The organism is Streptomyces sp. NPDC052052 (genome assembly GCF_040680455.1).
Lineage (GTDB): Bacteria > Actinomycetota > Actinomycetes > Streptomycetales > Streptomycetaceae > Streptomyces.
Window position 1 is genome coordinate 17,106 of record NZ_JBFAWU010000031.1, and the last position, 23,278, is coordinate 40,383.

The 23,278-nt window shown below is 68.5% G+C and carries 19 protein-coding genes, 1 tRNA gene and 1 pseudogene; 7 read left to right on the forward strand and 14 right to left on the reverse strand.

Going from position 1 to position 23,278, the window contains the following annotated elements; genetic code table 11:
• The first annotated feature begins 15 nt into the window (after positions 1–15).
• The 3 genes from AB0L71_RS29480 (at position 16) to AB0L71_RS29490 (ending at position 2,295) form a co-directional block, all read left to right on the forward strand.
• A complete protein-coding gene (locus AB0L71_RS29480; RefSeq protein ID WP_365248601.1) occupies positions 16–624 on the forward strand; it encodes a helix-turn-helix domain-containing protein in 609 nt (202 codons plus the stop codon).
• Between the two features lie 19 nt (positions 625–643).
• The gene (locus AB0L71_RS29485; protein ID WP_365248603.1) at positions 644–841 is read left to right on the forward strand and encodes a hypothetical protein; all 198 of its coding nucleotides are present in this window, start codon (positions 644–646) and stop codon (positions 839–841) included.
• 116 nt (positions 842–957) lie between these two features.
• Positions 958–2,295 (forward strand): MFS transporter, encoded by a 1,338-nt coding sequence (locus AB0L71_RS29490; RefSeq protein ID WP_365248729.1) that lies wholly within the window; start codon positions 958–960, stop codon positions 2,293–2,295.
• Here AB0L71_RS29490 and AB0L71_RS29495 read toward each other — a convergent pair.
• From AB0L71_RS29495 to AB0L71_RS29510, 4 genes are all read right to left on the reverse strand, one after another.
• A complete protein-coding gene (locus AB0L71_RS29495) occupies positions 2,225–3,013 on the reverse strand; it encodes a S16 family serine protease (RefSeq protein WP_365248605.1) in 789 nt (262 codons plus the stop codon). The two genes, AB0L71_RS29490 and AB0L71_RS29495, sit on opposite strands and share 71 nt — an antisense overlap.
• An 89-nt stretch (positions 3,014–3,102) precedes the next feature.
• The gene (locus AB0L71_RS29500; protein ID WP_365248607.1) at positions 3,103–3,744 is read right to left on the reverse strand and encodes a helix-turn-helix domain-containing protein; all 642 of its coding nucleotides are present in this window, start codon (positions 3,742–3,744) and stop codon (positions 3,103–3,105) included.
• A 337-nt stretch (positions 3,745–4,081) separates the two neighbouring features.
• Positions 4,082–6,052 carry a hypothetical protein gene (locus tag AB0L71_RS29505; RefSeq protein WP_365248609.1) on the reverse strand — a complete coding sequence of 657 codons (1,971 nt, stop codon included), beginning with the start codon at positions 6,050–6,052 and terminating at the stop codon, positions 4,082–4,084.
• Positions 6,053–6,297: 245 nt separating this feature from the next.
• Positions 6,298–7,845 (reverse strand): hypothetical protein, encoded by a 1,548-nt coding sequence (locus tag AB0L71_RS29510; RefSeq protein ID WP_365248611.1) that lies wholly within the window; start codon positions 7,843–7,845, stop codon positions 6,298–6,300.
• A gap of 384 nt (positions 7,846–8,229) precedes the next feature.
• Here AB0L71_RS29510 and AB0L71_RS29515 point away from each other — a divergent pair, with 384 nt between their 5' ends.
• Both AB0L71_RS29515 and AB0L71_RS29520 read left to right on the forward strand, forming a co-directional pair.
• Entirely contained in the window at positions 8,230–8,790 is a 561-nt protein-coding gene (locus AB0L71_RS29515) for a hypothetical protein (RefSeq protein ID WP_365248613.1), read from the forward strand.
• Between the two features lie 709 nt (positions 8,791–9,499).
• Positions 9,500–10,606: a glycoside hydrolase family 43 protein gene (locus AB0L71_RS29520; protein ID WP_365248615.1), complete on the forward strand. Its 1,107-nt coding sequence runs from the start codon at positions 9,500–9,502 to the stop codon at positions 10,604–10,606.
• A gap of 111 nt (positions 10,607–10,717) precedes the next feature.
• Here AB0L71_RS29520 and AB0L71_RS29525 read toward each other — a convergent pair whose 3' ends face one another.
• The 3 genes and pseudogenes from AB0L71_RS29525 to AB0L71_RS29535 all read right to left on the reverse strand — a co-directional run bounded on the left by AB0L71_RS29525 (position 10,718) and on the right by AB0L71_RS29535 (position 14,743).
• On the reverse strand, positions 10,718–12,499 hold the full coding sequence (locus tag AB0L71_RS29525; RefSeq protein ID WP_365248617.1) for a DEAD/DEAH box helicase: 1,782 nt from the start codon (positions 12,497–12,499) through the stop codon (positions 10,718–10,720).
• A 164-nt stretch (positions 12,500–12,663) separates the two neighbouring features.
• A pseudogene (locus AB0L71_RS29530) lies at positions 12,664–13,034 on the reverse strand (Fic family protein).
• Positions 13,035–13,258: 224 nt separating this feature from the next.
• Complete coding sequence (locus AB0L71_RS29535) at positions 13,259–14,743, reverse strand: MFS transporter (RefSeq protein ID WP_365248619.1); 1,485 nt, start codon at positions 14,741–14,743, stop codon at positions 13,259–13,261.
• Between the two features lie 209 nt (positions 14,744–14,952).
• Between AB0L71_RS29535 and AB0L71_RS29540 the strand changes: the two genes are divergently transcribed.
• Positions 14,953–15,027, forward strand: a tRNA-Cys gene (locus AB0L71_RS29540).
• Positions 15,028–15,192: 165 nt separating this feature from the next.
• Here the strand turns inward: AB0L71_RS29540 and AB0L71_RS29545 are convergent.
• From AB0L71_RS29545 to AB0L71_RS29565, 5 genes are all read right to left on the reverse strand, one after another.
• Positions 15,193–15,819 carry a hypothetical protein gene (locus AB0L71_RS29545; protein WP_365248621.1) on the reverse strand — a complete coding sequence of 209 codons (627 nt, stop codon included), beginning with the start codon at positions 15,817–15,819 and terminating at the stop codon, positions 15,193–15,195.
• Positions 15,820–15,892: 73 nt separating this feature from the next.
• Positions 15,893–18,244: a DUF6571 family protein gene (locus AB0L71_RS29550; RefSeq protein ID WP_365248623.1), complete on the reverse strand. Its 2,352-nt coding sequence runs from the start codon at positions 18,242–18,244 to the stop codon at positions 15,893–15,895.
• A 20-nt stretch (positions 18,245–18,264) separates the two neighbouring features.
• On the reverse strand, positions 18,265–18,699 hold the full coding sequence (locus tag AB0L71_RS29555) for a hypothetical protein (RefSeq protein WP_365248625.1): 435 nt from the start codon (positions 18,697–18,699) through the stop codon (positions 18,265–18,267).
• Positions 18,700–18,946: 247 nt separating this feature from the next.
• Positions 18,947–19,582: a hypothetical protein gene (locus tag AB0L71_RS29560; protein WP_365248628.1), complete on the reverse strand. Its 636-nt coding sequence runs from the start codon at positions 19,580–19,582 to the stop codon at positions 18,947–18,949.
• 476 nt (positions 19,583–20,058) lie between these two features.
• Entirely contained in the window at positions 20,059–21,516 is a 1,458-nt protein-coding gene (locus tag AB0L71_RS29565; RefSeq protein WP_365248631.1) for an MFS transporter, read from the reverse strand.
• Between the two features lie 84 nt (positions 21,517–21,600).
• Between AB0L71_RS29565 and AB0L71_RS29570 the strand changes: the two genes are divergently transcribed.
• Positions 21,601–22,068, forward strand: coding sequence for a MerR family transcriptional regulator (locus AB0L71_RS29570; protein ID WP_365248634.1), 468 nt, complete (start codon positions 21,601–21,603; stop codon positions 22,066–22,068).
• 180 nt (positions 22,069–22,248) lie between these two features.
• Here AB0L71_RS29570 and AB0L71_RS29575 read toward each other — a convergent pair whose 3' ends face one another.
• Both AB0L71_RS29575 and AB0L71_RS29580 read right to left on the reverse strand, forming a co-directional pair.
• Complete coding sequence (locus tag AB0L71_RS29575; RefSeq protein WP_365248637.1) at positions 22,249–22,497, reverse strand: DUF397 domain-containing protein; 249 nt, start codon at positions 22,495–22,497, stop codon at positions 22,249–22,251.
• Complete coding sequence (locus AB0L71_RS29580) at positions 22,494–23,270, reverse strand: helix-turn-helix transcriptional regulator (protein ID WP_365248640.1); 777 nt, start codon at positions 23,268–23,270, stop codon at positions 22,494–22,496. The genes AB0L71_RS29575 and AB0L71_RS29580 overlap by 4 nt, the downstream gene beginning before the upstream one ends.
• Positions 23,271–23,278: the final 8 nt, after the last annotated feature.

The following is a 23,278-nucleotide window of genomic DNA, read 5'->3' on the forward strand; positions in this document are numbered from 1 at the left end:
CTCTATCGTCGAGGCATGGACGCGAACGAAACCGTCGGCGGCGACCAGGCCGCCGACGAACCGAATGTGCTCAACGTCGATGCCCGCAAGCTGCGCGGTCTCGCCCACCCCCTGCGCATCCGACTGCTCAACACGCTCAGGGAGTTCGGACCCGCCACCGCTTCCGGACTCGCCGACCGGCTCGGCGAGTCCAGCGGCGCCACCAGCTACCACCTGCGCCAGCTGGCCTCCTACGGCTTCGTGGAGGAGGACCCCGCGCTCGGCAAGGGCCGCGAGCGGTGGTGGCGGGCACTGCACTCCGGCACCTCCTTCGACCCGGAGATCATCCGGGACGCCGGACCCGAGGTCCGCGGCGCGATGAATGTCGTACTCCATGAGATCGCCACGGTCCACGCCCAGGAACTCAACACCTGGCTCGGCACGATGCACGAATGGCCCCGGGAATGGACCGAGAGCTGGAACCTCAGCGACTTCAAGATCCGGCTCACCCCGGAGCTCTCCGCGGAACTGTCCGAGAAACTCCATGAGTTGGTCAACAGCTACCGCGGGCGCGTCCCCGACGACGCCGAGGGCTCGGCCGTGGTCCGCACGCACCTGCACCTCTTCCCCCGCCCGCACGCCTGAACCGACCGGAGGCCTTCCCATGCACGCCGAGATCCACCTGCTGCTGCACGATGTCCGCGCCACCGAACTGCGCCACCAGGCCGAGGAGTTCAACAGGATCCCGCGCACCCCGCGCGCCGGTCTGCGGCACCGGCTCGGCTGGACCCTGGTCGAGCTGGGCCTGCACCTGATACCGAACCGGCCCGCCCTGCCGTCTCGTTCGCCCCGCACCGCCTAGCCGCCGTGGACGGGGAAAAGCACACACACGACAGCGCGGACGGCCACGGCACCGGCGCGGACGTACCCGGCTCCCCGCGCGCCGGCCATCGGGACCGCAAGCCGCTCGCGGCCGTCATGGCGGCCAACTCGATCTCCACCATCGGGAGTTCCCTCACCCTCATCGGCGTCCCGTGGTTCGTACTGGAGACCACCGGGAGCGCGGGACGGGCCGGTGTCGTTGCCTTCTGTGCGACCCTGCCGATCGTCGTCTCCGCACTGATCGGCGGGCCCGTCATCGACCGGATCGGACGACGCCGGGTCTCCGTCGCCTCCGACGTGGTCTGCGGCGCCACCGTCGCCGCGATCCCGCTCCTGCACTACGCCGACGCGCTCGACTTCTGGATGCTGTGCGCGCTGATGGCGCTCGGCGGACTCCTTCACACGCCGGGAAACACGGCGCGCTACGTCCTCGTACCGGACCTCGCCGAGTACGCCGGCACCACCCTCGCCCGCGCCGCCAGCCTCTTCGACGCCGTCTCGCGCGGCGCCCGGATGGTCGGAGCGGCGCTGGCGGGCGTACTGATCGCACTGGTCGGCGCCGAGACCGTACTGCTGCTGGACGCGGCGACGTTCCTGTCGTCCGCGCTGTTGATCGCGGCCGGGGTGCGCGGGGTGCGCGCGGCCGAGCCGCGCACGGCTGCGGCACCCGTATCGCTGCGGGCCTACCGCACCGAACTGCGCGAGGGATACACCTACTTGCTCGGCAACCGGCTGCTGCTGGCGGTCGTGGTGATGGTCCTCTTCATGAACGGCACCGACCAGGGCTGGAACGCGGTCCTGCTGCCGGTGCATGCCTCGGCCGAACTGGGCGGGGCGAGGGACATCGGGCTGCTCACCGCGCTGTTCGGAGCGGGCGGCCTGGCCGGGGCCCTGCTGTACGGGGCGGTCGGGCACCGGTTCTCGCCCCGGGCCGTGTTCACGGTGTGCGTGGTGCTGTGCGGCGCGCCCAGGTACGTCGTCGCGGCACTGACCGGGACGACGCTGCCGCTCGCCGTGACCATGGCACTGAGCGGTATCGCGGGCGGGGTACTGAACCCGATCCTGACGACGATGATCTACGGAAGTGTGCCCGACGAGCTGCGCAGCCGGGTCTCCGGCGTCCTCACGGCGGGCTGCGAACTGGCCATGCCGGTGGGAGGTCTCACGGCCGGCCTGCTCGTGGAGAGCGCGGGGGCCAGGGGTGCGCTGCTGGCGATGGGTGGGGTGTACCTGCTGGCGACGCTGAGCCCGGTGGTCTTCCCGGCCTGGCGCACGATGGACGCGGTGGCCGAGCACACGGCACCGGGAGCCGGGGCCGAAGGCGCGGCGGAGCGGGCCGCCGTGCCGGCGCCGGCCGCAGAGGTCAGCAGCTCGGGACCTTGTGCCCCTGCTCCAGCGCCCGGAGCGAGGACACCGCGCTCTTCAGCGTCGTGACCGGGATCAACCGGAGCCCCTTGGGCAGTTCGGCGCCCGCCTCCCGGCACTCGGCCTTCGGCACGAGGAAGACCGTCGCACCGTCGCGGTGCGCGGCCTGGGTCTTCAGGGACACGCCACCGACCGCGCCGACGTCGCCGTTCGCCTCGATCGTGCCGGTCCCCGCAATGGTGCGCCCACCGGTGAGATCGCCGCCGGAGCCGTTGCCTTCCAGCTTGTCGACGATGCCCAGCGCGAAGAACAGGCCCGCACTGGGCCCTCCCACGTCGGCCAGGTGCAGGGTGATGTCGACCGAGCCCTTGGGCTTGCCCAGATAGTTCAGCGCGGCGTCGACAGCGGAGCTCTGCGACTTCCGCATGTCTTCGAGATTGTGCTTCTCGATCTCCTTCTCGGAGCCGCCGGTCGGGTAGACGGAATCACGCGGCAGGACCGCCCGGTCCGTACGGAACCAGCTGTCGACCACGTCCCCGATGCCGACATCGGCGGTGGGCCCGGTCGCGACGATCGTCGTCATCCGCAGCTGACCCTTGGTGGAGCGGGTGGGCGCGCCCTTGATGCTGATCACGGGGGTGCCGTGATCGCTCCCGAGCACGTTCGCGGTGAGACCGGGCTGGGCCAGCGTGAACGGCAGAGGCACGAAGGCGGCCACGCCGAACAGGGCGAGGACGGGCAGGGCGCACAGGGCGAGGGTGCGGCGACGCGAGAGACGAGTGAGCACCTGCCCAATCTAACCGCCGGGCGGACCGTACGGGCCGGGGGCGGGTGCGGCCGCCCCCGGCCCCACCCTCCCCCGGGGCGTCCTCGGCCCTATCTCAGCGCGTCCGCCACCTCGCGGGCCGCGTCCACGACACGGGGACCGACGCGCTCGGGTACGGACTCCGCGAGCATCACCACGCCCACGCTGCCCTCGACCCCCGTCACCCCCACCAGCGCGGCCGCGGCCCCGCTCGCCCCGGTCTCCAGTTCGCCGTGGGTGAGGGTGAAGGCGGTCTCCCCCACCCGGTTCTGGCGGGCGGCGAGGATCGCCCGGCCCGCGGCACCCCGGTCCAGCGGGTGGCGGTAGCCGGCCCTGTAGGCCACGTGGTAGTCCGTCCAGGTCGGCTCGACGACCGCGACCGCCAGCGCGTCACTGCCGTCGACCAGCGTGAGGTGGGCGGTGGCCCCGATGTCGTCCGCGAGGGATCGCAGCGCCGGCAGCGCGGCTTCCCGCACCAGCGGATGCACCTGGCGGCCCAGGCGCAGCACGCCGAGCCCGACCCTGGCCCGGCCGCCCATGTCGCGGCGTACCAGGGCATGTTGTTCCAAGGTGGCAAGCAGACGGTAGACGACGGTCCGGTTGACCCCGAGTTTGTTGGACAACTCGGTGACGGTCAGGCCGTGATCGGTGTCGGCAAGCAGTTTGAGGACTCGTAGTCCCCGGTCGAGCGTCTGGGAGGTCTCCGCGGTCACGACGCCCTCTCCTCCGTGGTGAGCGGCGGCGGCTGGTCCCCGGGAAAAGTGTGTCGCCGGTCCCAGCGGCGACGCACGGAGAAGCCGCCGGCCTGGCCAAGGCAACCGGCTGCGCTCCGCGGCGGCACTGCCACGGGGCGTGCATTTTTTGGGACAGTAGCGAGCCAGTTCGCTCAGCGGAAGACCTCGTCCAGAATCCGGGCGCGGCCGGAAGCGGAGTCAAGGCGAGGAAGCATAACCGCCGGTCAGCGCGGCGCCGGCCGGAACCTGGACGTCTACGCGCGTCCAGGTCGGCCGACGCCGCGGTGACGCTCCGCTCACCTGATGCGAACGAGCGTTAACTCACCGTGAATGCCTGCTGCACAATTTTTCCGTTCACGAGCACCTCGCAGGCTCTGATCGCTCTCGTCGCCGGGTCCCGGACGGTGAAGTTGAGGGCGAACGTGCCATCGAGTCCGATGACCCGGGTGACGAACGAGTCCGAGGTCTGCGCCCCGTCCGCGGTGCGGCCGGTCACCGCGACCGTCGCGACGGGGGCAAAGCCCCGGCCGGCCACCTGGACCGTCGTGCCGGTGGGTCCCTCGGAGGGAGAGAGGGTGAAGGACGGTCCGGCGGGCACCACCCCGTCCTGGACGGTGAACGCCGCCGTCTCGACACGCGGGTTGGCGAGGACCTCCTTGACCCGGATCGCGACGGTCGCCGTGTCGTTGACCGTGAACGTCTGCGAGAACGCCCCGTCCAGCCCGACCACCTTGGTCTTCAACGAGTCGGAGGTCTGCGATCCGTCGGCCTTCAGTCCGACGATCGACACGGTGGCGACCTTCGCGAACCCCTGCCCGAGGACGGTGACAGCGGTGCCCTTCGGCCCTGCCGACGGGGTGAGGACGACGAAGGTCGGAGCGACGGTCAGCGGGGTGAGTGCCTGGGCGCTCCCCGCGGTGACCTGGAGCAGGTACTCGGCGCGCGAGGTGGAGCCGGACACGGTGACCGTACCGGCGAGCGTCCCGTCGGCGTCGATCCGGAGGGTGGAGCCGGTGATCGCCGCACTGTCGCAGGCGCTGCCGTCGGCGGCGCAGAGCGCGGCGGTGGGCGTGCTCCCGACCGGCCAGTCACCCCCGGAGAGGGTGATCGTTCCGCCGGGCTTGACCTTCGCGGCGCCTGCGGACAGGGTCGCGTCGGCATCGGTCACGGTGAACGGGGTGGTCAGTACGGTGGCCGGATCGTTGCCCTCGTCGACCTGGATCGCGGCGATGGCCGGGTCGGAGACGGTGAAGTCGACGCTGAACGTGCCCTCGGGGGTGCTCCTCACGTACACGGCGGTGTCGTCGAGCGTCGCCCCGTTCGCGTCCAGGCCGATGGTGTTGATCCACCGGTCCTGGAGGTAGTTGCTGCCGGTCACCTGGATGACGCTGCCGAGCGGCGCACCCGCGCGGGAGAGCGCGATGGTCCGTGGCCCGGTGGGGACGAACGCCTTGACGGTCAGGGACGCGGTCGCCTCCTTCGTCCCGTCGCTGACCTTCACCAGGTACGAGCCGTCGGCCACGGTGCCCGCACGGGCGAGCACCGCGCTTCCGGTCAGCTCGCCCGAACTGCTGATCGCGAGGGTGTTGGAGACGAACTTGGCGGTGTCGCAGCTGCCGCCGTCGGCGGCGCACAGCGAGGGCACCGGAGTGGCGCCAACGGTCCACAGGCTGCCGGACAGGGCGACACCGGTGGAGGGCCGGACCTCGGTCGTGGGCGCGGTCAGGGTGGCGGGCAGGCCCGCGGTGCCCTCGGCGTCGACGGTGCCGATGGAGCCGCCGCCGCTGACCACGTCGCACGGGGTCTCATAGGTGGAGCCGAGCACCTTGGTCCGGGTGAGATTGCGGGTCGGGGTGAAGGAGATCGGTCCGCTCGCGTCGGTGGGGATGATGAAGTCCCCTTCGTACGGCGGGATCTCGATCGGCTGACCGGACGGCACGTCGAGGGTGATCTCGGGGCCGGTGACGGTGACCGTGCCGGTCGCACCGCCCGACATGGCGAGGTCGATGCTGGGGGTGGTGGGCACATCGCTCAGGCTGAGCCCGCTGGTGGCCGGGGACGGGCCGAGCGTGACCTTCGCATGGACCTTGCCACCCGGGTCGACGATGGCCGGTGAGAGCTCGACGCTCATCTCCTGAGGCCCGGTGGCCTCGCCCTGACTGGCCGGCAGGGTGCAGTGGACGGTCGGCGTGACCGTGCCGGCGTGGGCGACAGGGGCGAGGGCGACGGTTCCACCGGTCCAGGCGAGCACGGCCCCGGCGGTGAGGGCGACGGCACGGCGCAGCACCGCACCCGGTCGTTCCGGTCTTCTCGATCCTTCCGATCTTCTCGAACTGGGCCGTAAGGACATGCGATTCCTCCGTGACTACGGACGTTCCCTGAAGGTGAAAAGGGGACGCCCGCCTGCTCCCGTGCGCTATCGGATCAGGCGGGCGTCTTCGGTACTTTTCTTTCCTGACGGCTACGCTCCCGGAGGTCTCGAAGGTCCCGCAGACCCCGAAGATCCCGGAGACCTCGAAGACCTCGAAGACCTCAGAGAAGCGTGAGTGTCAGGGTGGCGCTGTAATCCCCGGGCTGGGTGTATCCGGGAACCGTCAAGGTGAGATCGGCGTCGGCATCGAACCGGCCGCCGGTGAGCGGAAGCGACCCGTCCGGATTCATCCGGCAGAGGCTCGCCGCCTCGCTCCCGAGTGTGGCGGGCGAACCGGCGACCGGCACCCCCGCACTCCCGCTCTGCGCTGTGCACTTGGGCGTCCACCGGACGGCGTCCGCCGGGATGGTGCCCCCGCCGGCACTGGTGAAGCCGGTGAGGGTGGCGGTCAGGGACCAGCCGCTGTTGACGCCACGGGCGTCCTCCACCTCGACCCGATTGAGCCGGGCACGCTGCACACCGCTGCCCGTACCCAGGACGGTCGTCCCGAAGTCGACGGTGTCACCGTCCTGGACCATGGACAGCGTCCCGGCCCGGACCGAGGTGGTCAGCGTCTGATCGGCGTCGATGCCACCCCCTCCCCCGCCCGTGGTGACGGTGAACGAGGCCGTCCGTATGGTCGCCGGGTCGTTGCCCTCGTCGACCTGGACGGTGGCGACGGCATCGGAGATCACGGTGAACTCGACGGAGAAGGCGCCGTCCGAGCCGCTCTTGACGTAGACCGCGCTGTCGTCGAGCGTGGCGCCCGTCGCATCGAGGCCGATGACATTGATCCAGCGGTCCGGGTTGTAGTTCTGGCCGCTGACCGTGATCACACTGCCGACCGGCCCGCTGCTCTGGGACAGCGAGATCTCACGGTTGCCGGCCACGACGGCCTTGACGGTGAGGGGAGCGGTGGCTTCCTTCGTACCGTCGTTGACCTTCACCGCATAGGTACCGTCCGGCACCGCTCCGGCCTGCGCGAGGGTGGCCGTGCCCTGCAGCGTCCCGTCACTACTGATGGAGAGCGTGTTGCTCTTGAACTTCCCCGGATCGCAGCCGCCGCCACCTGCCGCGCACAGCGAGGGAACCGGCGTGCCGCCGGGTGTCCAGTCCGAACCGCCCAGTGCCACAGCGGTGTTGGGCCGTACTGCTTCGGTGGGGGCGGTCAGGGTGGCGGGCGTGGTTCCGGTGCCCTCCACGGTGACGGTGCCGATGCTGCTGCCGCCGTCGACCACGTCGCAGGGCGTCTCGAAGACCGAGCCCAGCACCTTGGTCTGCGTCAGGTTGCGGACGGGGGCGAACGAGATGGCACCGGAGGCGTTCGTCGGGACCAGGAAGTCGCCTTCGAACGGCGGTAGTTCGATCGGCTTCCCGGCCGGGACGTCCATCGTGAACTCGGTGCCCCTCACGGTGACGGTCCCGGTGGCCCCGCCGGACATGGCGAGGTCAAGGCTGGGAGTGGTCGGCACATTCGTCAGCGCGATCGCGCTCGTGGCGGGCGATGCGCCGAGCGTGACCTTCGCATGCACCGTGCCGCCCGGAGCGACGACCGCGGGCGACAACTCGACCGTCATCTCCTGCGGCCCCGTCGCCTCACCCTGACCGGCCGGAAGGGTGCAGTGGACGGTCGGCGTGATCGTGCCGGCGGCGGTCTGCTGCCCGGTCACTGATGCAGCCTGGGCGGTGACCCCGAGACAGCTCAGTGACAGTACGGCAGCAAGCAGCCCGGTTACGCCGGGTCTTCGTCGTCGAATCACCAGACACCCCTCCATGGTCCATTGACTGCGCATATTGAGGGGGTCGGGTGCAGAGAAGTCAAGAGAGGATTGATTGATCCTTCTCGGAAATACCCGAAAAGCATTACACAGGCACTTTTCACGCACCTGTTGACATCTATTGACATCTCCGAAGGCTGCCGTTTCACTGCACCGACGTGCCAGGCCCGGCACACATATCCCAGAAAGACCCACGCGAAGATCGCGCGCACGACGCTTTCAGCATTCCGCGTGGACATGTGGATATGCGCATCCAACCGGAAGGAGTTCCCCCTCATGTCCAACACCTCACCACGGCCGCCGGACCGAAGACGCCTCCGCGTCCTGCTGGTGCCGGCTGCGGCCTGTACCGCGACCGCCGTACTGTGCCTCGCCCCGACGGCCCAGGCGGTGACCCCGACCTCCGCGACGGCGACGTACGACTGCGGAAGCTGGGGCAGTGGCCTCGCGACCCTGACCCCCGGCACCTCGGGCACCACCAAGACCATCAAGTTCACCACGTCCGCCAGCAGCATCCAGATCCCGGCCGGGTACAGCGCCGACCCGAACAGCATCACGACGACGGTCAAGTTCACCAAGACCTCGGGCACCACCACCAGCACGGTTCAGTTCTCCGGGACGGTCAACCCGGGCATGGTAGGCCCCGTCCCTGTCACCCTGGGTGCGCTGCCGCTCACCTCCGGAACCCTGGCGACGGGTGACAAGACCGATTCCTACCAACTGTCCCCCCCGGCAAGTTCCACCAACTGGTCGCTGCAGCTCACGACATCGTCCCCGACCTCGGCCACGGTTCAGTGCGTGGCCACGAGCCTCCAGTCCGCCCCGTTCGTCTGGTAGCCACCCGCCCGACGACCGTTCACCCGGCGACCGCGCCCGCCCCGCATGAAAACCACCGGCCCGGAACGGAGATCGCCGTCCCCGTTCCGGGCCGGCCCGTCGCACACCCGGCACTACCTCGCGGAAACACACCGCTGCCGCTTGATCATTTCAGTTCCTGGTCGACTCTTACGTCAACTCCCTTCCTCATCGATAAAGTGACGCCCCGCAACCTCGCACCCACAGGAGCGACCGACAGAAAGAAAGATTTTCCACTTCTCGACATCACCTTCCAGGCACGGAAAAGCAGACCTGAGCCGAGAGGAAAAAACGAGCGGCTCGGGAGAAATACTCTTTCCGAACCCCACCGCCCAGGACCGGCTGATCAAGCCAGGCACCCTCACCTTCACCATCGCTGTGACCATCGCCGTGATCAGCCGCGCGATCGTCGACGACGCCAAGCAGACCCCCACGCGAGGGAGCTGGCCGACACCACCCGGGGTGCACGGACGCACACCAACACCGCCGATCCGAGGACGAAACAAGATCCGCGAGAACACACCCCTCGATGTCCCAGGTCCGTCACAGAGGCACCGATTTCCTTCGCCACGCATAACCCCTTGCCCGACTCTGGACGGCGGCAAGTAGGGGCACTGCTGCCCACATTGACGGCCATTCACCGCACGGACATGCTCCGCGAGATCTCTGCGCGGACATGATGAGGAGGCACATGTTTTCCCCTGCTCAATGGCTCATCGGTCTCGTTCCACTCGGACTCGTCGGGGCACTCCTTGCCGGGCACACCGCGACTCCCGCGGTCGCTCAGGCGGGTGTCGCGACGGCGGACCAGCAAGTGTCCGCCAGCGGCCGCACCAGCCTCGGCGGCGCCGACCCGAGCGTCATCAAGGTCGGCAAGCTGTACGTCTCCGCCAAGTCCGGGGGCGGCGGCATCACGGTGCGTTCGGCCACCACGCTGAAAGGCCTCGCCACCGCGCCCAAGCACCAGGTGTGGCGGGACAAGAGCGGCCGCGGCGAGGTCTGGGCCCCGGAGATCGTGCACGACAAAGGTCGCTACCGCATCTACTTCTCCGCCGGCCGCGGCACAGCCCACCGCATGTACCACATCAGCTCCACCAAAGCGGCCTCCGGCTATTCCGCCGCCACACAAGTGAGTCTGCCCGGCAACAAGTGGGCCATCGACGGCGTGCCGTTCACCTTCCGCGGACAGCGCTGGTTCGTGTGGTCCGGCTGGGCCGGTAACAGCAACATCGAGCAGAACCTGTACATCGCGCGCATGAGCAGTCCCACGAAGGCCACCGGAAGCCGTTACGTCATCTCTCAGCCGCGCGAGAAGTGGGAACGCGTCGTCGGTCATCCGTACATCAACGAAGCGCCGCAGCCGATCGTCGATCCCAGCGGACGGCTGCACATCGCCTACTCCGCGAACGGGAGTTGGAGCAACAAGTACTGCATCGCCGACCTTCGGCTGCGGGCCGGCGGCAACCCGACGTACGTATGGGACTGGTACAAGAGCAACGGCTGCCTGTTCGGCTCCTACGCACCATCGATGATGTCCGGGTGGAGCACCACGAAGAAGGTCGACGGCCCCGGCCACCACACCTTCGTGCTGGCGAACGGCGACGCCACCGCCGGCCCTCCGTCGGGCAAGCGCTTCCCGATCATGTTCCACGCGGTCGCCAAGGGCACGCCGTACTCCTGGTCCCACCGTTACTGGTACACCGGCACGGCCGTCTGGTGGGGCAAGACCACATACCGCCGGGCCAACGTTCCCGGAGCGACCAAGGACGTCGGATACAGCCTGAAGTACTTCGAGTGAGAGAGCCCGCCGGGCTCTCGCCGGGCGACAGGCACGACTGGTGCCGGCCCGTCCGGCCCCCGATGCGCGGGCGGAGCGATCCTCCCGCGCACCGGGGCCGTAGGCACCGGATCAACGCATCCGGGTGGCCCACTCCTGGACCTTCTTGATCCGCTGCTGGATCTGCCCGGCCGTGGCCTCCGCGCTCGGCGGCCCGCCGCACACCCGCCGCAGCTCGGTATGGATCACCCCGTGCGGCTTGCCGCTCTGGTGCGTGTACGCGGACACCATCGTGTTGAGCTGCTTGCGCAGCCCCAGCAACTGCTTGTGCGTGACCACCGGGCGCGCCTCGGCCGGCTTCTCCAGCAGATCGGCCTCCGCGGCCGGCTTCTGGCGGCTGTGCGCGATCTGCCTGCTCTGCCGCTTCTGGAGCAGCAGCTGCACCTGGTCGGGTTCGAGGAGTCCGGGAATCCCCAGGTAGTCCTGCTCCTCCTCGCTCCCCGGGTGCGCCTGCATACCGAATTCGGCACCGTCGTACAGCACCCGGTCGAAGACCGCGTCGGATTCGAGTGCCTCGAAGGGCAGCTGCTCCTCGGTCTCCTCGTCCTCCAGCTTCTCGGCGTCGGCGAGGAGCTTGTCCTCCTCCGAGAAGGGGTTCTCCTCGTCGCTGCCCTTCTTGGGCTTGTCGAGGACGTGGTCCCGTTCGACCTCCATCTCGTTGGCGAAGTCGAGCAGCATCGGAATGGTCGGGACGAAGACGGAAGCGGTCTCGCCGCGCCTGCGCGAACGCACGAAGCGCCCGACCGCCTGCGCGAAGAACAGCGGCGTGGAGATGGTGGTGGCGTACACGCCCACAGCGAGACGCGGCACGTCGACGCCCTCCGACACCATGCGGACCGCGACCATCCAGCGCGAGTCGTCCTCGCTGAACTTGTCGATCTTCTTCGACGCGGCCTTCTCGTCGGAGAGGACCACGGTGGCCTTCTCGCCCGTGACCTCCTTCAGGATCTTGGCGTAGGCGCGCGCCGAGTCCTGGTCGGTGGCGATGACGAGCCCGCCGGCGTCCGGGATGCCCTTGCGCACCTCGGTCAGCCGCTTGTCGGCGGCGCTCAGCACATTGGGGATCCACTCCCCCGTGGGTGACAGGGCGGTGCGCCAGGCCTGCCCGATGGCGTCCTTGGTCATCGGCTCGCCGAGCCGGGCGGCGATCTCGTCACCGGCCTTGGTGCGCCAGCGCATGTTGCCGCTGTAGCTGAGGAAGATCACGGGGCGCACCACACCGTCGGCGAGCGCGTTGCCGTAGCCGTAGGTGTAGTCGGCCGAGGAGCGCCGGATGCCGTCGTTGCCCTCCTCGTACACGACGAAGGGGATCGGGTTGGTGTCGGACCTGAAGGGCGTGCCGGTGAGCGCGAGCCGGCGGGTCGCCGGGTCGAACGCCTCCAGGCACGCCTCGCCCCAGGACTTCGAGTCACCGGCGTGGTGGATCTCGTCGAGGATCACCAGGGTCTTGCGCTGCTCGCACCGGTTGCGGTGCAGCATCGGACGGACGCCGACACCCGCGTAGGTCACCGCGACGCCGTGGTACTCCTTGCTCAGCGGTCCCGCGCTGTAGTCGGGGTCGAGCTTGATCCCGACCCGGGCCGCGGCCTCGGCCCACTGCTTCTTCAGGTGCTCGGTCGGTGCGACCACGGTGACCTGCTGCACAACGTGGTGGTGCAGCAGCCATGACGCGAGGGTCAGCGCGAAGGTGGTCTTCCCCGCGCCGGGGGTGGCGACCGCGAGAAAGTCTCGTGGCTGCTCCTGGATGTACTTCTCCATGGCGCCCTGCTGCCAGGCTCGCAGCTTGCCGGCCGTGCCCCAGGGGGCGCGGCCGGGGAAGGCGGGTGAGAGCTGGTGGGAGGCGGTAGTAGTCACGGTCTCCGGTTCGGGTCTCTCGGGTACGTGGGGTGCTGTCCGTACCGGCCGGGACGCACCCGTACGCGATACGACAACCGGGCCACCTTACCGGGGGGCCGGGTGGAAACCCGTAGGGACGAGCGGTGGTTCGGCCTCGCTGAGACTCTCTTCACAGAACGCCGTCACGCGGCAAAATCGGGGAGCCGTTCCGCGATCCTGGGCATGTCGAGGACCCCCTGGCACACGTCCAGCACGAACTTCTCGGCCTTGTCGACATCGAAGTCCGCGCTCAAGCGATGCCCGTTGACATGCAGGAAGACCCAGGTCGCATACCAGGCGATGCGTTTGTTGCCATCGACGAGAGCGTGGTTGCGCGCCAGGGACTCCATGAGCGCCGCTGCCTTCTGCCAGACGTCCGGATAGGCGTCCTGGCCGAACACGCTCGCCTGCGGGCGGGCGAGCGCCGAATCGAGCAGCCCGTAGGCGCGTGCGCCTCCACTGCCCCGAGGCGCTCGGCAAGGTTGAGCAGCTCGGGGAGAGTCGAGTACATCATCAGGCGAGCCTCCGGTTGAGCTCCTCACTCACCTTCAGCACGTGGTCCGCCGCCTCGTCGAGAAGGCGCGAGTGTTCGTTTATGGCAGTGATCACCGCATCGTGGGCGAACGACTGCATGCTCCGCCCCTCCGACTCGGCACGCGCGCAGTGCGTCCAGTTCTTCCGCGGTGAACCGCAGGTTCAGACCAGCCACCCACGGATGGTACTGCGCAGTGCCGCGCGCTAAGGCCTCACCCGCACCCGCCCCGCCACCCACGCCCCCACCAGGGCCACCCCCGCCATCGGCAGGAACACCACCGCGAACGCCCCCGGGTGGGACCCGGCCGACCCCGCCTGGGCCGCCTCGTGCACGGCCCCCGCCGCGCCGCCGCCGAGCGCCGCGAAGGCCGCCCCGCCCGCCGCCAGCAACAGCACGTTCGACAGGCCGTCCGAGATCTGCAGGGCGGCCGAGTTCGCCCCGGCCTCCTGGGGCGCCGACAGCTTCAGGAGCAGCACACTCGTCGAGGCGATCACCATGCCCATGCCGAAGCATCCGAAGGCCCAGGCCACGGCCACGGTCCAGACCGGCACCGCGTCGATCAGCACCGACGGCGCGGCCGCGATCGCCGCGGCGACCAGCACCATGCCGCCCACCATCAGGCGCTCCCGGTACGCCTCCAGGCGCGGCCGGGACTGCACGTACGAACCGAGCGCCCAGGTCCCGCCCCCGGCCGCCAGCGAGAGTCCGGCCAGGGTCGGGCTCAGCCCGCGCTCGGTCACCAGCATCAGCGGCACGAACGACTCGGCGGCAATGAACGACCCGGCCGCCACCCCGCGCAGCAGCACCACCGAGGGCAGCCCGCGCGCCGCCCGGCCGGTCCCCGGCGGCAGCAGCCCCCGCACCGCGGGGACGAGCAGCGCCACACCGGCGACGGCCGGCAGCAACGCGAACCAGTTCCGCTCCTGCCCCGCGTACTGGAGCAGCCCCGCACCCAGCGACATACCGAGCGCGAGCAGGATGCGGCGCCGGTCGTACGGTTCCACGGGCGCCGCCGGGTCGGCGGGCCCGGACGCCCGCCGCCGGATCGTGGGCAGCGCGAGCGCCAGCGGGAACACCACGAGCACCGGGATGCCGACGAAGACCCACCGCCACCCCAGGTGCTCGGTCACGCTCCCGGAGGCGAGCGGTCCGACGACGGACGGGATCACCCAGCTCGCAGCGAACGCGGCCATGATCGACGGCCGCAGACGCTCCGGATAGGCCCGGCTGATCACCACGTACAGGGCCACGATCACCAGCCCGCCGCCGAGCCCCTGGACGGCCCGCCCGGCGATGAAGGTCCACATGTTGCCCGCCGTACCCGACAGCAGCAGCCCCGCCGCGAACGCGCTGATCCCGGTGGCGAGCGGCCCGAGCGGCCCGCGCCGGTCCGCCCACTGCCCGGACAGCACCATGGCGAACAGGCTGGTGGTGAAGTACGCGGAGAACGCGAAGGCGTAGTGCGCGATGCCGTGCAGCTCCCGCGCGGCGACCGGCATCGCGGTCCCCACGGCGGTCGCCTCGAAGGCGATCAGGAACACGACGGAGACGATGCCGACGCTGAGCGCACGGTAGGTGCGCCCGAGCACGCCCTCGGGGGCGGTGGGCGGGGCCGGTATCGCTGCTGCGTCGACGGCGGTGCCGGTCTCGGTACCGGTGCCGCCGTCTCGTGGTTCCAGGGCACTCATGCGCCCAAGAGTAAGGGGCAAGATCCGATATGAACCCTGTCGCGAGACGGACCGGCGCTCATCCGTCGGTCGTAGGACCACGGCGTTCCGCACGCGCGGCTGCAGGTCCCGGTCGTGAACGCGGTATGGCAGTCGCATTGCAGCCCGCCCCGCACCCTTGAGCGGCCGGGGCGCCCGCCCCTCCGGTCGAACCACAGCAAGAAACGCACGGCCGTGTGCCCGAGTGGTTCAGGGGCTCGACTGCAACTCGAGTTACACCGGTTCGAATCCGGTCACGGCCTCCAGCGGGAGGGACGGCCGCCCCCAGGGTACGGGGGCGGCCGTTCCGCTGTGCTCCGGATTTACGCCGGGTCCAGCGACGTCGGGGCCTCGATCCCTCCGTCGTCCTCGCAGCCCGTCACGTCGCCCGAACCGGGCGGACAGCGGGTCGTTGCTGCCGGCGGAACCCGCTACTTCGGCGTGAGCACCGGGGTCTTCGGCAGACCACCGTTGTTCTCACACCCGAGCTCTTTCGCCAGAGCAAGGGATGCCGCGTGGACGACCGTGAGGTTGACTTCCCTGGGATCAGACGCGTTCTGCCCGCGATCCTTGGGTCGGCCGAAATTCCCGAGTATGCGCATCGGGCGTTCCTTGGACCCCTTGAACCGGGTGCTTACGCACTCGAAGTAGAGAGCAGCGGAGGTGGGAGTCGCCTCAGATTGTTTCCCCATGGTGTAAAGCCGCCCGTCAGTCGGAACACGCAGATCTCCCACGTCCTGGGGCGCATACATGGAAAAGGCGATTCCTGCCCGGTCCGCCCTCACCCCACCCTCGGGCGAGAGAGTGCACAGCGTGCCACCGCCGGACCAGCGATGGCCGGACTCGTACCCCGCCTCCAGCGCATCGACGACGCGGTCCATACGATCCGGGTTGGTCCAGGCGAACGAAGTAGCTCCCGTGACGGACTCGATCGTCTTCGCCAAAGGGCCTTCGAACAGCCCGTCACACACCTCTTCCGCACCGACGTAGTCCGGCGTCTTCTCGTCGCCGCCGCACCCGACCGCACCGACACCGACAGCCATCACCAAGCCGATCACGCACAGTGCGCGTCTCAGCTGTCCCGCTCCCATACGACTCGTCTTCCGGCGCCCGTTCCGCACCATTCCTGGTTCAGTCCCCAGTCTCGGGATCATTGCCCTGCTGGTCCTCGCGGGAGTTGCCGGTCGAGTAGCCGACCCTCATCGCTTCCTTGAGGTTCTGGCCGAAATTGCTGTTGATGTCGACGTCGTGCTGGGCCATGAACCGCTCCATGGGCGCCTCGGCCATGGACTCACCGGCGGAGTACACCTTGGTCTTCTCCCCTCTGGTGAGCTCGTCGATTTTTTCCTTGTGCTCATCGATGGAGTTGTCGGAAACGTCTCCGATGACCTGGCCGATGACCTGCTCCACGGCCCCGCTGGCTGTGTCTGTCGCCAGGGGAATGAGAACCGCGGCGGCACCCACGGCCGCGGTGGCGGGCAGGAAGGCCACACCTGCGGCCAGCGCCGACGTGGCACCGAATTCCACCCAGCCGGACCGCGCGGCCACAGCCTTCTCGTAGTCCTCGTGCGTTTTCAGGTTCGTCGCCTCGACCTGGTCTGCGCGGGACTGGTCGAGCATGCCCTGAACCTCCGCACCGACATGCACTGTCGACCGCGCGGCCCCAGTATCGATCTCCCCGTCCGGGCCGACCTGGGCCTCCAGCACACTGGTCGAGTACACCTGCTCCGCCTTGGACACGGTGGCGTACGCGTCCGGATGCTGGCCCAGGGAACTGAGGAATCCACGCACGGCGCTCCGGCCGTTTTTATCCGGAGAGTCGGAGAAGTCGAGATGCCCGTCCGGGTTCTTGCCCGGCGCGAAGACACTGTCCGGATTGTTCTTGTCCAGCGACCAGTTGATGTCGTCGATGTACCCGGCACCCATGGTGCCCAGGCTGTCGGACAGCGCCTCCTGCTGCTTGAGCAGCCCGGCGTCGCTGCCGTACTTCTCGATCACCTGTCGCATGACCGTCGCGTTGTCCGCATCCCGCACCACTGCCGCGTCCGGGCTGTCGTACGGGTAGCCGAGCGTCGCCGACTCCAGTGCGTGCCCCAGGGCGTCCGGCATGTAGTTGAGCGACCTCTTGAGTTCGCCCTGGTCCAGCGAGTCGACGTCCCCGTAGGACTCCCACTTCTCGTTGCCGAAGAAGTCGAGGTAGTTGTCGATGCCCTGGCCGTCCTCACCCTTGCCCAGGTTCGCTGTCGCGCCGGTGTTGACCGTGCCGTCCTCGTTGTACGCGGTCGGCGGGTCGGCAAAAAAGTGCTTCGCCGCGTCCGGGCTGTGTCCGAGCGCCTCCAGCATCGAGACGGTCGGGTCGTAGCCGGAGCCGTTCACGCCGGAGGGGTTGAACGGGTTCTTGAACGGACTGTTCACCACCTTGTTGTCGGCGAACATGTACGGGTCCTTCTGGTGAAGCTGTGCCACATGTTCGGCGATCGGGTTGAGGAACTTGGCGTCGTAGTTCCCATACCGCATGATGCCGCCGAGCAGCTGGTAGCCGAACGGCCCGCCGTTGTCGTACTTGGCCAGCGGAATGCGCTCCGTGCCGAGCTTGCGCAGCTCCGGGCCCCACTCCGCGGTGAAGTTCTTGTCCTTGGAGGCGGTGGCCAGGTTGAGCCCCAGGTTCTTCTGGAGGTCCTGGACGTCCTTCAGCCGCTCCTTGTCGACCTTTCCGTACTCATACGTATCGGTCGAGAGCTGACCGAAGAAGGCAAGTGACTTCTCCGGGCCGAGCTTCTCGTAGAAGTTCTTCGCGAACTCGGTCGACTTTCCATTGTCGTGGAGCAGTTCGTTGAGCTGCTGGAGTTCGGTGTGCGTGATGTCGCGGCCCTTGGCCGCGAGCGCGGCGGCGCGGGCGGCCTCCTCCTGGTCCAGGTTCGCGTACTTCGGCGCGCTGAAGTCCCGGCCCTCGGTGACGTTGGCCTCCAGGGCGTTCTTGAAGGCGACATCGGTGTCGTTGCAGTTGTCGACGATGAGGTCGATCTTCTTCTGCCACGCCTCGATGTTCTTTCTCTGCTGACGCAGCAGTTCGGGGTAGTCGGGATCATGGCGTGCCGCGATGCCGGCTTCCTCGATCGGGTGCCGGGCAGTCACCTTGCCCTTGACATCGACATGGATACCGGCCGCCGGCCCCTCGTCGTCCCGGATACCGATCAGGTCGTCCTTGGCCTTCTTGATGGCCGCGTGGGCGTCCGCGAGGATCTGCTGGACGCCCTTGGCCTCGGCAGCGGCGTCCTTGAACTCCTTGGCCGTCTTACCGATGAAGGCTTTGGTGACGCCCGCGTTGACGCCCTCCCACTCGGCCTTGTCGGCCTTGGCCTTCATGCCGCCCTCGGCGTCCTCCGCGAGTCGGTTCAGGTCGGTGACCATGTGCGCCCAGTCGTCGGCAGCGGTCTTCAGCTTGCCCACGGGCGCGTCGACTATGTCCTCGAACTTCAGCATGTCCCTGTTCCCCCCACGTACTACTTCAGATACTCGTCGAGCTTGGACACGGAAATCAGATCGCCACCGATCTGCACGTCGTCCTTGGCATGGGCGGACTTGGTGTAGTTCAGGTGGTTCGATATCTGCGCGCAGGCGTCAAGGAGCGTCTTCAGGTGCGTGTTCCACCGGTCATTGACCTTCAGCAGCGCGGACCCGCTGTCGAAGTTGCCGTTGGTGAGCGCAATCGCCGCGTCGAAGGTGGTGGGACGGGCGCGGTCCGCATCCCTGGAAAGCCGGTCACGCAATTCGTATGCGTCATGCCCAATGGCCCCCAGGTTGTCCTGATTGACCGCCAGGTCGGCATTGGCAGGACCGGCCTGACCGCCGGCACCTCCCTCGACCCCGTTGAGGCGCATATCGACCCGCCGCGTCGCATCAGCGCGAAGAGCCGCCCACTCCGCATCAAAAGCCATGAACTCCCCCGAACCCAGTTGTGGTTATCACCGAAGCCGCCACTTCCGACTTCACCGACACCCACGCTAGCCGTTCCGCTTCGGCCCACCAACGCCGGAGGCGCTCGCCCCTTCAGCCGATCCGAACAAACGGGACTCAAGAGACAACCGGCACCCCGGCATACGATGTTCGCAACTCCTTCATCTGCTCTTCGAGCCTCATTCGGGCTTCCTCGGAGTCGTCTCCGACCGCTCGTCCCGCGCCGCGCTACTCGGGCTTCAGCGCAGGACGCTCCTCCAGCCCACCATCGTCGGCACAGCCCGACTCCCGGGCCATGGAAAGGGAAACCGAGTGGACCAGCGCCGCCTGGGCACTTCTCAGCTCTTCGGTGTCTCCCTCCGGAGCCTTCCTCTGGCTGATCAGGACTTCCACGTGGGCCGGCGACTCGCTCGACCCAGTGAGCTTGTCGCTTGTACACGCGAACTGCAGGAACGAACGGTCCGATCCGGCCGAAGCCTTCTCCCCCATGCGGAACGCGCGCAGCCCCGAGGCAAGGTCCCCGCCGGTCTCTGCCAACTTCCCGTAGACCAGGTGGAACTGGATTCGGATCTCTTCGTGATTCGACTCATCGCCCGGGTAGATCCGACACAGGTCCTCCGGCACCATGCTCGGCTTCTCACTCAACGGGGAGAAATTGTCGATCAGCTTCTGGACTGCGTTCACCGTCGTCGAGTCCTTCCCGGTCGGCTCGAACTTCTCCGCCCCCGAGATCAACTGCAACGCCTTCGCGGCATCCGCGGACACTGCACCGCCGCAGAGCCCTGCGGCCGCCACGGTCTTCTCCTTCGTGACCGACTCGGGTTCCCCGCTACAACCGACAAGTCCGGCCAGCCCCAGCGACATGAGGGCCACTCCGCACACGGAAGAACGCCCCGAACCTGCAACGCGCCGAGAGCGGGTCCGCACGCCGCCTATCCCACTGGTCCTCATCAGTCCTCCTGGGCCACATGTGTGTTCATCAACCATTCGACAGCTACCCGCGTATACATCGGAATCAGGCACGGGACTCCTGCCCGGAGAGACTCCGTGGAGCAGTCACCGCCGAAATCTCATACAGGCGGAGCCTAGTCCGGATGGCCCAACTTCCTTTCCCCGCCCGCGGCGGCATGCGCATGGTGCAGCTACGCCCGGCTGCCGACTGCGAGGTTCGCAGTGACCGGAATGTGCCCCTCTTGCTCGGAATCTGCTCAAACAGATGGCTGTACTGCGGACCGCTGCTGCGGGATGGACGCCATGGACCGCATCGACGTGGCCACTGTCCCTACCTGGATCAGCGCTGCCGTCTCCACCCTCGTCCTTGCGCCGTGCCGTTCTGCCGTTCACCGGCGGCCGATGGAAGCGGTTGGAAGATCCCCGCCACCGTCCACCTTCTCGAACAAGGCTGCCGCTCTGGCAGCGGTGTTCAAGGCCCACCGCCCCGTGCTCAGCAGGCCTAGGCCCACGATGCCCAGGCCCAGCCCCAGAACCATCCACCACACGCCGCGCTCCGCGCCGGTGAACGCCGTCCCGCCGCCGGGCAGGACCGGTCCCACGATCGTTCCGGAGATCGCAACGCCCAGGGTGGTGCCGGTCTGCCGGCCTGCGGAGGCCAGCGAGGCGGCCACCCCGGCCATCGAGCGGGGCATGCCGGAAACCGCTGTGTTGGTGATCGGCGGGTTCACCGTGCTCAGGAAGATGCCGAACAACAGGTAGGTCGCGAACACGGCCGGCAGTGGGGTTTTCGGTCCGAGCCAGAGCGACGCACCGCCGCCCAGCGTCAGCGCGCCCCCGGCAACCAGCAACGGAAGCCTGGGACCGCGCGCACCGACCAGCCGGCCGGTGACCGGGGAGAGCACGACGACCAGTGCCCCGACCGGGAGCAGGCACAGTCCCGTCGCCAGCGCCGACTGACCGCGTACATCCTGCAGGTACTGGGTGGTCACGAACAGGAATGCGCCGAACCCGCACAGCGCGAAGAGCGCCATCAGGATTGCGGAGCTGAACGGCACGCTGCGAAACAGACGCAGTTCCAACAGCGGGTCGATGCGGCGTGGTTCGTAGCCGACGAGGCCCAGCACTCCGACCGCTGCCACGCCGAGCAGGCCCAGGATGACCGGCGAGGTCCAGCCCAGCAGCCTGGACTCGGTGATCGCGAAAACGACGCTGCCCAGTACCAGGATCACCAGCACCTGGCCCACGGGGTCGAACCGGCGGGCCCGCGGTGCGCGTGACTCGGGCACGAACAGCGCGGTGCACACGATCACGGCGGCCGTGATCGGCACGTTGATCCAGAAGACGGAGTGCCAGCCGAAGCCGTCGACCAGCGCGCCGCCAAGGACCGGGCCCAGCGCCAGCGACAGGCCGGTCATCGAGCCGAACACGCCGATGGCCCTGGCCCGCTCAGCCGGGTCGGAGAATGTGGTCGCGACGATGGCCATCGCCACCGGGTTGAGCATGGTGCCGCCGACGGCCTGCAGCGCCCGCGCCCCGATCAACCAGGGGAGGGTCGGAGCCAGGCCGCACAACAGCGAGCCCAATCCGAAGACGGCAAGGCCGACTTGGAAGATGCGCCGACGGCCGACCCGGTCGGCGGTGGATCCGGCCAGCACCAGGAAGCCGGCCAGCACCAGGGTGTACGCATCGATCGTCCATTGCAGGCCGGACATCGAGGCATGCAGATCGCGGCGCATTGCCGGCAGCGCGACGTTGACGATGGAGATGTCCATCACCACGACGATCACGCCGGCACAGCAGATCGCGAGCACCAGGAGTCGGCGGCGCCGACTGAGTTCAGGCATGCGGGCTTCTCCCGTCGAGAGGGATTACTGACGGTCGGCAGTAAGGGGTCAGCGGCAACTGACCCCGAAGCTAGGATTTAGAGCGTGGTCGAGGTCAATCCGCAGCCTGAATCACGGCGCCCTCAAGCCCCTTCGCAGGCGGGTCTGAGCATCGGCGAAGCCGCCCGCCGCACCGGAGTCAGCGTGCATACCCTGCGTTACTACGAACGTGTCGGCTTGGTCGTCACCCCCGTCGACCGCACCCACGGCGGTCGACGCCGCTACCACCCACTCGACCTTGAGTGGATCACCATCTGCACCAGACTGCGGGCGACCGGCATGCCCATCCGGGGCATCCGTCACTACGCCGAACTCGTCGCGGCAGGCCGCGGCAACGAAGAAGAGCGATTGGACCTGCTCGAGTCGCATCGCGCCGACGTGCTGGCCGGCATTGCCGAACTCCAGGAGAACTTGAAACTCATCGACCACAAGATCGACGTCTACCGAGGCCGACTCGCCGCTGGTGACGCCGACCAGCTATGGGCGCCCAACCGCTCACCGGGTGCTGACTGAGCAATCTCTCCGCTCCTCACCCATGCGGAACGCGCGCAGCCCGAAGAGCAAGCCCCCACCGGTCTCTGCCGACTTCTCGTGAGACGGTCACCCGCTCATCCGTCGGTCGTAGGACACGGCCTTCCGTCTGGCCGCGGGTCCCGGTCGTACCGGGACCCGCAACTCGCCGCACACGCGCGGTCAGTCCGCGACGACACCGCCCAGGAAGCTGGCCCAGGCGGCGGGGGCGACGGCGAAGGTGGGACCGTCGGTGACCTTGGAGTCCCGGACGTGGACGGTGTGGGGGCAGGCGGACACCTCGACGCAGGCCTCGCCCTCGTTGTTGCTGTAGCTGGACTTGCGCCAGTCGTAGGCGACTTCGACGCAGGCGCCGCCCTCGTTGCCGCTGTAGCTGGACGTGAACCAGGAGAGCTCGGGGCCAGTGGTCACAGTTGCCTCGCCTTCGCTTCGATGATCTCCGCCGACTTCCAGGGGTTGAGCGCCTGGGCCCGCAGGATGCCGAAGAGGTCGAACATGTCACCCACCTGCTCCGGCCTGGCGATCAACCTATCGCCACCCTGCGCCTCCACGTACACCAGATTGCGGCCTTCCGCCGTACACATCAACTGCATCGGCCCCATCAATCCCGCGTGCGTGTGCTGATCGGAGGGCATCACCTGCACGGTGAGGTGGTTCATCCGCCGCATGCAGTCCAGCAGATGCAGCAACTGCTCCTTCAACACCTCGGGGCCACCGAGCGTCCGGCTCAGGACCGACTCCTCGATGACGAACCCGACGTACGGCGGCGGCGTGCGCATCAGCACCGCCTGCCGTTCCAGTCGCGCCTCGACATGCCGGACGATCTCGTCCTCGGTGTACGCGGGTTTGCGCGCCCGGTACAGGGCGTACGCGTACGCCTCCGTCTGGAGCAGCCCCGGGACGAGCATCGTCTCGTACGCGCTGATGACCCGCGCCAGCCGTTCCAGCCGCGCCCAGTCCAGGAACTTCGCGGGGTACTTCTCCTCGTCGATCAGCTCGATGCACGCCTTCAGCGCACCACCCGCGAGGAAGACCCGGTCCGCGTCGGCCAGGAGTTCCAACGCCGGAATGCGCTCCGCCCGCTCGACCGCCCCCATCAGCGACTCCGAGATCAGCAGCTGGTCCGCCGCACCCTTCTGCGTGAGCCCCGCCCGCACCCGGTGGATACGGAGGAGGTCCCCCACCAGCCTCC

Excerpts from the sequence above, each read along its gene's own strand:
- AB0L71_RS29480 (WP_365248601.1), top strand. The coding sequence starts at position 16 with ATGGACGCGAACGAAACCGTCGGCGGCGACCAGGCCGCCGACGAACCG.
- AB0L71_RS29485 (WP_365248603.1), top strand. The coding sequence starts at position 644 with ATGCACGCCGAGATCCACCTGCTGCTGCACGATGTCCGCGCCACCGAA.
- AB0L71_RS29490 (WP_365248729.1), top strand. The coding sequence starts at position 958 with ATGGCGGCCAACTCGATCTCCACCATCGGGAGTTCCCTCACCCTCATC.
- AB0L71_RS29515 (WP_365248613.1), top strand. The coding sequence starts at position 8,230 with ATGTCCAACACCTCACCACGGCCGCCGGACCGAAGACGCCTCCGCGTC.
- AB0L71_RS29520 (WP_365248615.1), top strand. The coding sequence starts at position 9,500 with ATGTTTTCCCCTGCTCAATGGCTCATCGGTCTCGTTCCACTCGGACTC.
- AB0L71_RS29535 (WP_365248619.1), bottom strand. The coding sequence starts at position 14,743 with ATGAGTGCCCTGGAACCACGAGACGGCGGCACCGGTACCGAGACCGGC.
- AB0L71_RS29550 (WP_365248623.1), bottom strand. The coding sequence starts at position 18,244 with ATGCTGAAGTTCGAGGACATAGTCGACGCGCCCGTGGGCAAGCTGAAG.
- AB0L71_RS29555 (WP_365248625.1), bottom strand. The coding sequence starts at position 18,699 with ATGGCTTTTGATGCGGAGTGGGCGGCTCTTCGCGCTGATGCGACGCGG.
- AB0L71_RS29560 (WP_365248628.1), bottom strand. The coding sequence starts at position 19,582 with ATGTCGCTGGGGCTGGCCGGACTTGTCGGTTGTAGCGGGGAACCCGAG.
- AB0L71_RS29565 (WP_365248631.1), bottom strand. The coding sequence starts at position 21,516 with ATGCCTGAACTCAGTCGGCGCCGCCGACTCCTGGTGCTCGCGATCTGC.